The organism is Thalassolituus sp., from assembly GCF_034111725.1.
Taxonomy (GTDB): Bacteria; Pseudomonadota; Gammaproteobacteria; order Pseudomonadales; family Oceanobacteraceae; genus Thalassolituus.
Window position 1 is genome coordinate 1 of record NZ_JAWUWR010000008.1, and the last position, 13,350, is coordinate 13,350.

The 13,350-nt window shown below is 47.6% G+C and carries 14 protein-coding genes; 11 read left to right on the plus strand and 3 right to left on the minus strand.

The window, feature by feature from the left end:
• The 4 genes from UXZ23_RS01120 to UXZ23_RS01135 all read left to right on the plus strand — a co-directional run.
• The coding region (locus UXZ23_RS01120; RefSeq protein ID WP_320818823.1) for a hypothetical protein at window positions 1–654 on the plus strand (654 nt) is incomplete at its 5' end.
• Between the two features lie 14 nt (window positions 655–668).
• Window positions 669–2,054 carry an ATP-binding protein gene (locus UXZ23_RS01125; RefSeq protein WP_320818824.1) on the plus strand — a complete coding sequence of 462 codons (1,386 nt, stop codon included), beginning with the start codon at window positions 669–671 and terminating at the stop codon, window positions 2,052–2,054.
• A gap of 89 nt (window positions 2,055–2,143) precedes the next feature.
• The gene (locus UXZ23_RS01130; protein WP_320818825.1) at window positions 2,144–2,980 is read left to right on the plus strand and encodes an AraC family transcriptional regulator; all 837 of its coding nucleotides are present in this window, start codon (window positions 2,144–2,146) and stop codon (window positions 2,978–2,980) included.
• A gap of 77 nt (window positions 2,981–3,057) precedes the next feature.
• On the plus strand, window positions 3,058–3,495 hold the full coding sequence (locus tag UXZ23_RS01135) for a GNAT family N-acetyltransferase (RefSeq protein ID WP_320818826.1): 438 nt from the start codon (window positions 3,058–3,060) through the stop codon (window positions 3,493–3,495).
• Between the two features lie 51 nt (window positions 3,496–3,546).
• Here UXZ23_RS01135 and UXZ23_RS01140 read toward each other — a convergent pair whose 3' ends face one another.
• Window positions 3,547–4,884: a saccharopine dehydrogenase family protein gene (locus UXZ23_RS01140; protein WP_320818827.1), complete on the minus strand. Its 1,338-nt coding sequence runs from the start codon at window positions 4,882–4,884 to the stop codon at window positions 3,547–3,549.
• A 207-nt stretch (window positions 4,885–5,091) separates the two neighbouring features.
• Here UXZ23_RS01140 and UXZ23_RS01145 point away from each other — a divergent pair, with 207 nt between their 5' ends.
• From UXZ23_RS01145 to UXZ23_RS01165, 5 genes are read left to right on the plus strand one after another with little or no spacing between them, the layout of a single operon-like run.
• A complete protein-coding gene (locus tag UXZ23_RS01145) occupies window positions 5,092–5,430 on the plus strand; it encodes a metalloregulator ArsR/SmtB family transcription factor (protein WP_320818836.1) in 339 nt (112 codons plus the stop codon).
• Window positions 5,409–5,897, plus strand: a complete 489-nt coding sequence (locus UXZ23_RS01150) for an arsenate reductase ArsC (protein WP_320818828.1) — start codon at window positions 5,409–5,411, stop codon at window positions 5,895–5,897. Before UXZ23_RS01145 ends, UXZ23_RS01150 begins: the two co-directional genes overlap by 22 nt.
• On the plus strand, window positions 5,897–6,901 hold the full coding sequence (arsB, locus tag UXZ23_RS01155; RefSeq protein WP_320818829.1) for an ACR3 family arsenite efflux transporter: 1,005 nt from the start codon (window positions 5,897–5,899) through the stop codon (window positions 6,899–6,901). The genes UXZ23_RS01150 and arsB overlap by 1 nt, the downstream gene beginning before the upstream one ends.
• Entirely contained in the window at window positions 6,898–7,413 is a 516-nt protein-coding gene (locus tag UXZ23_RS01160) for a DUF6942 family protein (protein ID WP_320818830.1), read from the plus strand. Before arsB ends, UXZ23_RS01160 begins: the two co-directional genes overlap by 4 nt.
• A 34-nt stretch (window positions 7,414–7,447) precedes the next feature.
• A complete protein-coding gene (locus UXZ23_RS01165) occupies window positions 7,448–8,197 on the plus strand; it encodes a DUF599 domain-containing protein (RefSeq protein WP_320818831.1) in 750 nt (249 codons plus the stop codon).
• Window positions 8,198–8,226: 29 nt separating this feature from the next.
• Here UXZ23_RS01165 and putA read toward each other — a convergent pair whose 3' ends face one another.
• Window positions 8,227–11,448 (minus strand): bifunctional proline dehydrogenase/L-glutamate gamma-semialdehyde dehydrogenase PutA, encoded by a 3,222-nt coding sequence (putA, locus tag UXZ23_RS01170; RefSeq protein WP_320818832.1) that lies wholly within the window; start codon window positions 11,446–11,448, stop codon window positions 8,227–8,229.
• A gap of 205 nt (window positions 11,449–11,653) precedes the next feature.
• Between putA and UXZ23_RS01175 the strand changes: the two genes are divergently transcribed.
• Entirely contained in the window at window positions 11,654–12,136 is a 483-nt protein-coding gene (locus tag UXZ23_RS01175) for an FKBP-type peptidyl-prolyl cis-trans isomerase (protein ID WP_320818833.1), read from the plus strand.
• A gap of 33 nt (window positions 12,137–12,169) precedes the next feature.
• Entirely contained in the window at window positions 12,170–13,012 is an 843-nt protein-coding gene (locus UXZ23_RS01180) for a zinc-dependent peptidase (RefSeq protein WP_320818834.1), read from the plus strand.
• A 64-nt stretch (window positions 13,013–13,076) separates the two neighbouring features.
• Here UXZ23_RS01180 and UXZ23_RS01185 read toward each other — a convergent pair.
• Window positions 13,077–13,350: hypothetical protein (locus UXZ23_RS01185; protein ID WP_320818835.1), on the minus strand; the 274-nt coding region annotated here is incomplete at its 5' end.

Genomic DNA, 13,350 nt, shown 5'->3' on the forward strand with positions numbered 1-13,350 from the left:
TTTTATATCCGTGGTCACCTGTTGAACGATAACTTAGGCGGGCCGGGGAAGTGGATCAATATGACGCCTCTGTCGCGCGAGGGTAACCATCAACATGAAGCACAGGTAGAAAGCTTCGTTAAGGCGGGATTTGAGTCAGGAGCGGTGCAACGTTATAAGGTGGTTCCTGATTATGCTGGGCAAGGGGATGGGCAGGCATTAAAGGATGGTTTAAAAGCGAAATATCCAACGCAATCTGCCATTTTTAATAAGATCATTGATGCCGAAGTACATGTCCCAATTGCTTTAGACATTGAAGCAGCAACGCTAGAAAAAGACGGTAAGGGTTTTAAAGATAAGAAACTAAAAACTTGGAATTTGAAGAACCCGATAAAACGCAGTGTCGATCAATACTTCTTGTCCGATACACCTAAGATTATCACTGTTAATTTGAAGACGATGACGAGTGCTCAGGATCTGAAAGACTTCAATCATGCAGCTATTTCGGCACAAGCGGATGCTATTTGGGCGGCGGTTGAGGCGCGCAGTGGAGATGATAAAACTTGGTTTCCATCGTATGCAGTGCTGGCTGAAGAGGCGAATAAAAAGGGTGGTAGTCTGACTGTTACAGACTTAAATACGTGGAATAAAGACGGATACATACAGTTAAAATGATGCAAGATTCTTCTTTGAACGAACAGGATAGTCATACCAACGCTGATAATTTAAGCCATGCCTTTGATTATCTTGCCAAGGTGTTTGCCGCTCGCATTGAGATTCATCAAGGCGGCGATGATGCTGTGCCAGCATTGCCTGAATTGGCCTTTTATGAAGATGGATCAGCGTTTGCGACCTTTATTGAACAGCATAAACCCAGCTTTGAAGAGTATATTGTGCTGCTCTTGGCCCTAGTACCCCATGTTATGCCTGGTTTTCTCGATACCCTGTTTGCCGATTTACTACCAGAAAAGGGACGATTTGCAGAGTTTGGTGGCAATCGGGATAACGTTAACCAGTTGTTTCAACCAACGGGTGAAACGGCGCTATATCTTTTAGCTGGACGCGATCTCAATCGACGCTTCCTCGTGCAGAAGCTGTTTGCGGCCGATCATTGGTTGGTAAAAAATACGATTCTTTATTTGCAGCCGGCCAAACCCGCAGATCCATTTTTTAGTGGTCGTATTGTTCTTAACCCAGACTATGTTGAGCTGTTTACTACCGGTAAAATCAGCACGCCGCATTTCAGCGCAGAGTTTCCCGCACAACAAATTTATACTGAGCTTGAGTGGCATGACTTGGTTTTAAGTCCGGCAGTCAAAGAGCGAATTGATGAAATTCGTTTGTGGGTGGAGAACAATCATATCCTGATGACAGAGTGGCAAATGGCGGCAAAATTTAAGCCCGGCTTTCGTGCGCTATTCTTCGGCCCTCCGGGTACTGGCAAAACTATGACGGCGACCTTGTTAGGTAAGCACACGGGCAAGCCAGTCTTTCGTGTCGACCTCTCGACCATAGTGTCCAAGTACATTGGTGAAACAGAAAAGAACTTATCCTCGTTGTTTGATCAGGCCAACGCTCGGGATTGGATACTGTTTTTTGACGAAGCGGATGCCTTATTTGGTAAGCGTACGGGCGTAAAAGACGCACATGACCGTTTTGCCAATCAAGAGGTCAGTTACCTTTTACAGAAAGTAGAGCAGTTTGATGGTTTGGTTATTCTCGCCTCTAACCTGAAAACCAATATCGATGAGGCTTTCCTGCGGCGATTTAATGCGGTTATTCCCTTCGCTTTTCCCAATGCTCAAGAACGCAAAGATATTTGGCGTATTAGCATGCCGCCGAATACTAAGATTGACGGCATCGAAGATCCATTAGAAGAGCTTGCTCGCTATGAACTTGCCGGCGGTTCGATTATCAATGTACTGCAATACGCTTGCCTGCAAGCCTTAGGTCGAGGGCGTGATCGAACGCTAGTTTTTGATGATTTGTTGAAAGGCATTGCGTTGGAAATGGAGAAACATGGCAAGGTGTTTCGGGCGCTAACCGCAGTGAAGACTGAACTGGCTGGGATTTAGCACGCCATTTCCGTCGTCAGACGGACTAAGGTGGTATTGTGCTGAGCAAGAACGAACAATGACGATCACTAAATGAAAAGCTGGAAAAAATGAAAAATTGGAAGCTAGCGCCAAAAAGTGAGAGCGTTGCTAAGTATGTTGAATGTTATTGGTTTTTAGAAAAAGAGCCGGATGATAGTGGCAATCTCTATCCTAAGCTAAACCCTGACCCTGCAGCGCACCTGATTATCGCCAGTGATAATGAAGTGCATCGATACGATCACAATGGCACGAGACAGGTTGTGCAGGGATGTCATTGGATTTTTCCGCATTTAAAAACACTGACGATGGATCATTCAGATCCTTTTAAGATCATTGGCATTAAATTTCGTGTAGGAGCGCTCTATTCTTTAAATCTGCCGGATCTTATTTCTATTTTAGATAAGGTTGAATCGGTTGATATTAGGCAGATGCTTGGATCGGATGTGTATAGCGCTGAGCAACTGGTCGATAGTGCTTTTGAACAGAGAGATAGCCTCCGTGACACGCTTGATGACGCTTTATCTGTTTATTTATCAAAGGCTCTTGAAGACAAACACAGTGAGTTAGTGCGAGGGATTTTACCTGCACTCAGCGATACGCCGATTGCTGAAATAGGAGAAAAATTGCATCGTTCTCAACGTACAATCGAGCGTGCCTTTACTCGGGTAACCGGCTTAACGATGAAGCAAGTGCATTCCATGACGCGCTTAGAAGATATGCTGAATTATTTGTATCAGTTAAACGACGCAGAGTTAAATTGGGCGGATATTGCCAGCAAATACGAATTCAGCGATCAACCCCATCTTATTCGTCATCTCAAAAATTCTATTGGTAATACGCCGGCTGCCTATGCGCAGCAACGAGATCTAGCGATAGATATCTACGGTAATTTCGAATTTAATTAAAAACTGTCGTTTTTTTTCAATCTGTATTAATGGCGACTTTCCTAGAATAGATGTCATCAATTAACGAAGGCCAAAAAATGATGAACCTAACTATTCGCCAATATCAAACGTCAGATCTAGCCGCAGTGCTGGATTCATGGGAAGTGGCTACGCGTCTAGCGCACACCTTTATGACGGATGAGTTTATCGCACAAGAACGTAAGAATGTTGCGGACATTTATATACCCAATACAGATACCTGGGTTGCCGAGATCGACGGCGTCGTAGAAGGCTTTATCGCATTGATCGGTAACGAAGTTGGGGCGATATTTTTGCAGCCAAATTGGCATGGAAGAGGCGTGGGTAAGGCGTTAATGGACAAAGCGCAAGCGTTGCATGGGGATCTGGAAGTCGAGGTGTTCAAAGAGAATTCTATCGGCAGGGCATTTTACCAGCGCTACGGTTTTGAATTTATAGAGCAAAAGTTGCATAAACCTACAGGGCAGCAAGTGCTGCGGCTAAGATTTAGTACCTAATGAACAAAGCCAGTCAATGACTGGCTTTATTGCTATTAAGCGGGCGAAAACTTACTTTTCTAGCACTTCAAAGGTAACACCGGCGAAGTCTTGTAAGCGGTCGATGTAGCGTTGATCGAAGATCGATCCCGGAGTCCAGAAGCCGCCTTCTTTATCGCATTTTTTCCCATCTTTATGAAAATCCAATGCTAAACCCGCGGCAGCTTGGCCGAGTAGCTTGCCGGTTGAGCCGTAGCCCGGGTCCATGTCGCCGGTGACGCGCGTTAAGATTTTGCGGCCATCTTTGGTTAGGCCGGCAAAACGGATATCGTAAAATCCTGCTTCTTGAGCTTTTGGGCTTGGGCCTTGGCCAGGTTTAGGTAATACGAAGCGTTCTAGCAGCCAGCGTGTCGGTTTAATTGCAGCACCTGCCATAAAAGCGCCTAAACCAAGGGTAATACCGGTGGCCATGGCGCGACCTTTGGCCCCGCGTCCAGTGAGCATGGTTTCTTCATAGGTAAAGTCGTTGCCGTATTTCTTACCCAGCAGCGCATTACTACGATGAACAACGCGGGTGTTGATCGCAGCCATGATAAAAGGCGCTGACCAAGCTTTGAATTGTGAATCGAACTTTGCGCCACGCTGATCGACTTGCTTGGTGCTAAAACGATGGCCCGGAGGACAGATTGAGTAGGGGTCGGCCAGTTCTTTACGTAGGCTTGGATTGGCAATGTACTCTTTCGTTAGGTTAACAATGCTGGCTACTGTGCCGCCAGACATGCCGCCTTTGGCCGCATTTACGCGCATTTTAACGCTAGGAGCAACACAGCCGAACTCTTGCTCTGCTTGTTGTTGTAGGAAGTAGACGCCCATATCGGATGGCACTGAATCGAAACCGCAGCAATGCACAATACGTGCGCCAGAGGCTTTTGCTTTGGCTTCGTACTTTTCTAACATGCGTTTTATCCATTGGGGTTCGCCGGTTAAGTCGCAGTAGTCTGTGCCAGTTTCGGCGCACACTTTGACTAGCGGTTCGCCATAGAGTGCATAGGGCCCGACGGTGGATACAATGACGTTGGTTTTTGCACATAAGTCACGTAGTTGCGCTTCGTTAGCGGCATCGGCAATCAGCATAGGGACATTTTTAGCGTCGTCGCCTAGAGCTTTCACTAGAGTGCCACGAACTTTTTGTAATTTGATCTCGGAGCGGCCAGCAATAGCCCACTTAAGTTCTTTATTTAATCCAAACTGAGCGGCGATATAACGTGTCAGGATGGCTCCAACGAAGCTAGTAGCACCAAAAATAATAAGATCGTATTGGCTTTCACTGGTTGTCGGTATCGCTGCTTTTGCCTTCGCCGGTTGACGGGTGTGCGTTGTTTTAGTGGGTTGCTTAGTCGCTTTGGTCATGGCGCAAGTCCTTCATTGTTCTGATGATTGGATAACGATAAATTCGGGAACAAACCGTAGCAGTCTTTGCTCTGGGTGATAAGGGCCAATTGCGCTAAGTATGAAGCTGTTTTGGGTATTAAGTGCCTGAAAAATTAATATATGGAATTCCATATATATGGTACTGGTGATACCATCACTACGCCGAAATGACAGGAGCTGGTTTTGATGGACTCGCTGATGGTATGTAAAGCACTCGCCGACGATACACGCTTGTGCGTTTTACTTCTTTTGCTTGAAAGAGGTGAGTTGTGTGTTTGCGATCTAATGGATGTGCTGATGTTGAGCCAGCCTAAAGTCTCTAGGCATTTAGCGATGTTGCGGAGTGTCGGTTTAGTGAGCAACGAGCGCCGTGGCCAGTGGATATATTATCAATTAGATCCAAGGTTACCTGTGTGGGTAACGGCACTGCTGCAAGCTGCCGCGCAAGGCTATAGGGCGCGTATGCAAGAATTGACTATCAATAGTGATAATGGAGGGCAGCCATGCTGCCAAACCGCATGTTAAAACTTCTTTTTATTTGTACCCATAACCGCTGTCGCAGCATTCTCGCCGAAGCGATTAGTCGCCACGTTGCCGGAGACGTTTTTGATGTCCGCAGCGCGGGCAGCCAACCTGCAGGTGTTGTGTTCGACGGTACGCTGAATTTTTTGCATGAGCATGGGATTTCTACTGCTGGTCTGCGCAGCGAATCCTGGGATGTTCACGAGGCGTTTAAGCCGGATGTGGTAATTACGGTGTGCGATAGTGCGGCGGGTGAGGCCTGCCCCTTGTGGATGGGCAATGCTATTCGTGTGCATTGGGGCTTGTCTGATCCCTCTAAAATGAGCGATGGCCAAGCTCAGCAACAAGCCTTTGCCGAGGTTGCCGATGTATTGACTCAGCGAATTAAGAATTTGGCGACAGAAGATTGGGCGAGTCACAACAAAGAAAGTATTCAGCAATTATTTAATCAGCAGGGAGTCGTTCGCTAATGGGCTTGTTTGAGCGTTTTTTAACCCTTTGGGTTGGTGCGGGTATGTTGGCGGGTGTGGCGCTTGGTTTGTTTTTTCCTGCGATCTTTACATGGGTGGCTGGGGCAGAAATTGCGCATGTGAACTTAGTCATCGCGGTTCTAATTTGGTTAATGATTTATCCAATGATGATTCAAATAGACTTTGGCGCTATTCGCGATATTGGTAAAAAGCCCCAAGGCTTGATCCTCACCCTAGTGATTAACTGGTTAATCAAGCCGTTTACTATGGCGCTGTTAGGGTGGCTGTTCTTTAAAATCTTTTTCGCCAGCTGGGTCGACCCGCAAACAGCGAATGAATATATCGCCGGTATGATTTTATTGGGCGTTGCACCCTGTACTGCGATGGTCTTCGTTTGGAGCCAGTTAACAAAAGGTGACGCTAACTACACGTTAGTGCAGGTATCGGTTAACGATGTCATTATGATTTTTGCCTTTGCACCGTTAACCGCTCTGTTGCTTGGCGTCACTGACATTTCAGTACCTTGGGATACTTTATTGATATCGGTGGTCTTGTATGTGGTTTTACCACTGATAGCGGGTATCGTTACTCGACGGTTGCTGCAAGCTGATAACGTTGCGAGCTTTGTTGGCAGGTTAAAACCATGGTCGATTGTCGGTTTAATTTTAACTGTGGTGATATTGTTTGCGTTACAAGCTCAGGTCATTATCGAGCGCCCGTTAGATATCTTGTTAATCGCTATTCCCTTGATGATTCAAACCTATGGTATTTTTGCCATTGCCTACTTCTTGGCATTGAAAATGAAATTGGCGCATAACATTGCAGCACCCGCTTGCATGATTGGCACTAGTAACTTTTTTGAGCTGGCGGTTGCGGTCGCGATTTCGCTGTTTGGTTTGCATTCCGGTGCAGCATTGGCCACGGTGGTTGGCGTTTTGGTTGAAGTGCCCGTTATGCTGTCGCTGGTGGCGTTTGCTAATCGCACGCGGCATTGGTTTTCTTGAGCAAGCATATTGTGGTGGGTCTGGGCGATGAGAAAGCTCGTGTGCGGGTGTACATGGCGAATCGTCCGCCGCTAAGCGATTACCTAGAGTTAGCTGAGTGCCGACCTATGGTTATCGGTGAAATCGCCCGTATAGCGCAGGAAACCGGTAATCATTGGCGTAAAGTTTTTAATGTGTACGCTAAGCTGATGGCAGAGTTTCGTGGTGAGGCTATGACTTCAACGTGGCAAGTATGGCGCGATAACGTCTTATTGCAGCAGGGTTCGGATACGGCTTTATTGTTTTCGGCAGTGCCTAATGCAGCTTCTTCTGGGACTATCTATCTTTGGATGGGGAAGGGCTTCGCCAGCGATCATGGCTTTTTCGCAGAGCAGGGCAGTGAGTGGTTGGACGCGCACTTTGCGATTAATCGTCGTAAGCGCTGGATACTCTGCCCATATTTTGATTATCGTCAATTGTCGAATGAGCGTATTCAACGCTTGGCCGTTTTGATGAAGTCGTTTTCAGCTTGATGTTTTTCTAGTTTTAAAGGATCTGACGTTACTTATGGCCGAACTAAATGAAATGGGCTCGTTGAATTTTATTTGCCTCGGCATTTTTCTGTCGTGTTGGATTGGTTATGCTCGTTTTGCTCATTTTATGGCTAGGCGCACTGCGTCGTTGTCGTCGGTGCTGCATGTCCATCGAATTAATTGGATGCGCCGCATGTTGCAGCGTGAAGTTCGTGTCGGGGATGCAGCGCTTATTGCCAACATTGAACGTAATGTGAATTTCTTTGCATCGTCTTGTGTGTTGATTATCGCTGGTTTACTTACAGCGATTACCGCCACTGAAAAAATCAAAGATATGTTGGGCTCTGTTTCGTTTACTGCTGCAGACACCTTACCGCAGCTCGAACTTAAATTATTAGTGTTGTTAGGTATTTTTATTTATTCGTATTTTACCTTTACTTGGTCGATGCGTCAGTTCGGTTTTGCTTCGGTATTAATTGGTGCGGCCCCCTCGCCAGATGATACCACGGTAACGGCTAATGATCGCCGTAGCATGGCTATTTACAGTGCGAAAGTCATTGATCAGGCCAGTCGCAGTTATAACAATGGATTACGCGCCTTTTATTTCTCAATGGCAGTCCTGTCGTGGTTTATTGGACCTTATATATTTATCGGTGCGTCGCGCTTGGTTACTACCGTTTTGTACCAACGTGAGTTTTTATCGAGTTCGTTAAAAGCTCTCAAGCAGGCTGAGAACGTTGGTGAAAAATTATTTACCGACGATAAAGAGCTTTATCGTCGGTAGGTATCTTACCCCGAACAAACGGACGTACTTCATTCGCCAGCGATCTCGTCCTCATCTGCGATCAAATCATCATTGCCGCGCAGTAAGTCTGCATTACCGCCTACCGCGCTGGTATTTATGGTGCGGGTGCGCTCTGTGGCAAAGCGTAATACATAATTAGGCCCACCGGCTTTCGGTCCTGTTCCTGATAGCCCCATGCCACCAAAAGGTTGCAGCCCGACCACAGCCCCAATTTGATCGCGATTCACATAAACATTGCCTACTCGAATACGGCGTTCAATATGGCTGGCAGTATCCGGGTTGCGGCTATGAACGCTTAGGGTCAGGCCGAAGCCCAAGCTATTAATGTTGCTGATGAGAGTATTGAGTGATTTTGCGCTGTAGCGATAAATATGCAAAATCGGTCCAAAGTGCTCTTCGCGTAGGGCTTCAAAATCGGTAATTTCATAGGCGATAGGAGTCACGAAGGTACCTTCTTCAGGTGCTTTGGGCGCCTTGCCGACGCACTTTGCATGTTGCTCTAGCCAGCGAATATGACGCTGTAAATGATGTTGGGCGCGGCTATCAATGACTGGGCCTATATCCGTGCTGAGCGTGAGGGGGTCGCCAACACTGAGTTCTAGCATGGCACCGCTGAGTAGCTTTATTACGTCGTCAGCAATGTCGTCTTGCAGGCAGAGTACACGCAAGGCGGAACAACGTTGACCGGCACTGCCAAAGGCGCTGCGTAACACATCGCGTACGACTTGTGCTGGCAATGCGGTTGAATCAACTATCATGGCATTTTGACCACCGGTTTCGGCGATAAAGGGCACGATTGCACCATTGCGTTGTGCCAGTTGCAGGGCAATTTGTCGGGCTGTCTTATGTGATCCAGTAAAAGCGACACCGGCTAAATTCATATCGTTAAGCGCTGCGCTGCCAATGTCTAAGCCACTGCCGGGAAGGAGTTGTAATAAGTCTTTTGGAATGCCGACTTGATGCGCTATTTCTACGGCGCGAGCGGCAATTAGTGAGGTGGCCTCCGCTGGTTTTGCCACGACGGCGTTACCAGCCGCTAAGGCGGCGGTAATTTGGCCAATAAAAATAGCCAAGGGAAAATTCCATGGGCTAATACACAGCCATACGCCGCGACCTTCGTAATACAGCTCATTGCATTCACCGGTTGGTCCTAAAAGCTTAGAGGGTTGCGCGAAATGTAGATCTATTTGGTGGGCGTAATAACGACAAAAATCGACGGCTTCACGTATTTCATCCATGCTGTCTTGCACGGTTTTTCCGGCTTCTAATACACACAGCGTTATAAGCTCAGCGCTGTGGTTTTCGAGCGCACTGGCGAGCAGCATAAGCCAGGCTTTACGCTCTTTGGTGGCATAGCGAGGTGCAAGCAAGCGCCAGCGTTCAAATCCTGCGGCGCCGGCATTCATGACGGCGGTAACGTCGTCAGGGTTAAACCACTGACTGCGACCCACCTGGTATTGTGCGGTGAAGGGAGCGATGACCGGTTTATTGGCGAGTAGGGCGCCGTTACCTGTGGTTGCTGTCATGGGTCTGGCTTCCCACTGATGGCTGCTCCAGCGGCGCATATCATCGAATAATGACTCGCGTTGCAGCGAGATATTTAAATTGATTCCGTATGAGTTTCGGCGATTCTTGCCATATATATCGCAGGGTAAAGGGGTGGCTGGGTTTGCGGAATAATCAAGATCGCGCGCCAGCTCTAGTGGGGATCGAGTGAGTGTTTCGGGGGCTACTTCGTCGTCCCATAAGTGGTGCACGAATGAGGTGTTAGCGCCGCTTTCCAATAGTCGTCGGACGAGGTAAGGCAATAATTGCTGATGTTCGCCGACGGGGGCATAAACTCGAACGGGTTCGTCTCTGCGTGTGTGCCAGTGCGCATAAAGCGCTTCGCCCATGCCGTGTAGTCGTTGTAATTCATAACTAGGCGTGGGCTTTAGTGCATCCGCCATATTGGTAATAGCGGCCACTGTTTGGGCATTGTGGGTAGCAAATTGCGGGGTAAGCCCAGGGGTGTGGCACAGTAAAAAACGTGTACAAGCTAAGTAAGATATATCCGTGTGCGCTTTTCGTGTGAAGATCGGATAACCGTCAAGGCCGCGCTGTTGGCAAAGCTTTATTTCAGTATCCCAATAGGCCCCTTTAACCAGCCTTACTTTAATGTGAGTGTCGTGCTCTAGTGCCAATTGGTTGAGCCAACCGAGCACGGGTAAAGCCCGTTTGCTATAGGCTTGTACGGCCATGCCGAAACCGCCCCAGCCGATGGCTTCTTGCTCAAATACCAATTGAAAAATATTGAGCGATAGCTCCAAGCGATCGGCTTCTTCAGCGTCTAAGGTGATAGCGACGTTAAGTTGTCGTGCCTCCCTTACTAAGCTTGCTAAGCGTCCTCCTAATTCTGAAATCAGACGCGGGTGTTGGCTTTCTTCATAACGTGGATGGAGGGCCGAAAGTTTAATGGATAATGAGTGGGGGTGGCAGTCGGTCTTTTGACTTGCGGCTATGCGTTGCAGGGCCATTAAATAGCTATTGGCATAGCTTTCGGCGTCGTCCTCTGTCATCGCCGCTTCGCCAAGCATATCGAACGAGTAACATATTTTATCCGATGCCATACGGCCTGCATTGCTAAGGGCTTGATCAATGGTATGGCCTACGACAAATTGGTCTCCCAAAAGCTGCATAGCTCGTTGCAGCGCTGCGCGAACAAAAGGTTCACCAGAGTGGCCGACAAGCTGCTCGAAGATAGTCCGGCTACGTTGACTTGGATCGTCATTGTGATCTTGGCTCCAGCTAGCGAATGCCGCGCCTGCGATGAGTCCTCGGGTTGCCATATTGACCCAAAAGGAATCCGAGTGACCTAAGTGCTGCTTCCAATTTACATGGCTCATTTCAGCCCGAATAAGGGCATCACGGGTGCGTCGATCTGGAATGCGTAACAAGGCTTCCGCCAACACCATAAGGGTTAAGCCCTCTTCGCTACTCAGACTATATTCCTGCATAAAACGTTCGAATAAAGGCAGGTGTTCACGCTGTGCTCTGAGTTCATGAACTAAGGTAGCCGCTTGCAGGCTGGCTTGATGTACTTGTTGTGAGGGAACGGAAGCGGCTAGTGATCGCACCCAACTGGTTTCGTCAGGGGCATAAAGGTGACGAATGTGTTGAAACCACTGACTGCAACTTAAGGAAGCATAAGAACCGTTAACGATGGCATCGGGTTGTAATGTCTCAAGCATGCAATTGCTCCTGCGCTGGGTCTTGTCAGTATGATCTTAGGGCAACATGGATAGCGAGCAGCCTGTCGCATTCCTTTGTGATCACGATAATCTGACAGGTTAGATACATTATAGGTCTATTAAGAGGTGTTGCTGGTTTCGATGCAACTCGGTTTCTGATGGCGGGAATAATGTGCATAATACGGGCATTGAAATTTGACTTGGAGTGCGTCGTTTGAATATTTTGTTGATTGTGGTGATAGCTGCTTTGCTTGTTTATGGCCTAATGCGCGCAGGCGTTGGTGGTAAAGGTGCGGCGGCAACCGCGGCAGAAGGAGAGGCTTTTTTGGCTGAAAATCGCGATAAGCACGGTGTCACTGAAACCAGTTCAGGACTGCAGTACGAGGTACTCAAGCAAGGGCATGGTGATCGTCATCCTATGGCTTCCGACAAAGTGCTGGTGCATTATCATGGCACGTTACTGAACGGTAATGTTTTTGATAGTTCGGTTAAACGCGGTGAGCCGATTGCGTTTGGCTTAAATCAAGTGATTCCTGGCTGGACCGAAGGTGTTCAGCTAATGACCGTTGGTGAAAAAACACGTTTTTATGTACCGGCAAATTTAGCATACGGCAGCCGTCGCGTTGGTGATATCCCAGCGGGATCCTTGTTGATTTTTGATGTCGAATTACTCGAAATTCAAAGCTAGATCTATTGCATCTCGAATATAAGGTTGTTGCCAATGTGGAAGGCATTTAAAGCTCAGTTAGCGCGTTGGCTGGGCTTATCTTCCGAGGTGGTCTTGCCACAATGGCAAGCCTCTTGGTCGCAGTTTTTATCTCAGCATGTTGCTTTTTATCGGCGCCTTTCTATTGATGATCAGCGTTTGTTTGAGCAACGTTGTTTATTATTTTTAGCCACTACGCCGGTGATTGGCGGCGTTGCCGTTGATGTAACGGATGATGATCGTTTGCTGGTGGCCGCCAGTGCCGTCATTCCGGTTTGGGGCTTTCCGCACTGGCATTACGTTAATTTAAAAGGCGTATTTTTACTGCCAAGTCGTTTTAATGAACACTTTGAATGCGGGGAGCCCGATGCGCTAATTTCCGGCATGGTGGGTACGGGCCCTATGGCCGGAAAAATGGCCTTAAGTAAACCCGATTTACATCTTGGTTTTAATAATGACCGCGACAAACATAATGTCGGCATTCATGAATTTGTGCATTTGGTCGATATGGCCGATGGTGCGTGTGATGGCTTTCCTGAGCGGTTATCTGAGTTTGCGGTGAGCTTGCCTTGGTTGAGTTTTGTGCAGCAAAAAATTCGCGAAGTAGAACTGAATAATTCCAATATTCGTGATTATGCGGCGACCAATCCGGCGGAGTTTTTTGCAGTGGCTTCGGAGTATTTTTTCGAACGGCCGAAAATGTTACAGCAAAAACACCCTACGCTTTATCAATATTTAACCGATTTTTATCAGCAGAATATGGCTGAGATGCAGAGCGACTTACAGCCCTTTAAAAACAGTCCTTGCCCGTGTGGTAGTGGTAAAAAATATAAGCGTTGCTGCATGAAAAAAGCCTAGCAATTTCTTGTTAGGCTCTCTTATTAGGCAGTTCTGTACTTTTATTTCGGTGATACGTACCGAATCAGTCAATACTGCGCTTGGTTATATTCTTACGGCCAGCAAATAACGAGTTACCATTATTCTCGGCAGAGCGATCGCCACCGGCTTTTTTGCGTTCACCAGTACCGGTATTACGCGGCGGTGTGGCTTTATTGCTACGACGTTTGTTGGCTTTTTTACCCAGCGGTTGTTCTTCTTTGCGTTTGCGGCTTTTAGGCGCGCTATCGGGCACGCGGTGATTCGGTACGTGGCCAATTAAATCTTTGCGCGGCAGTATACGGCCAATCAGTTGTTCG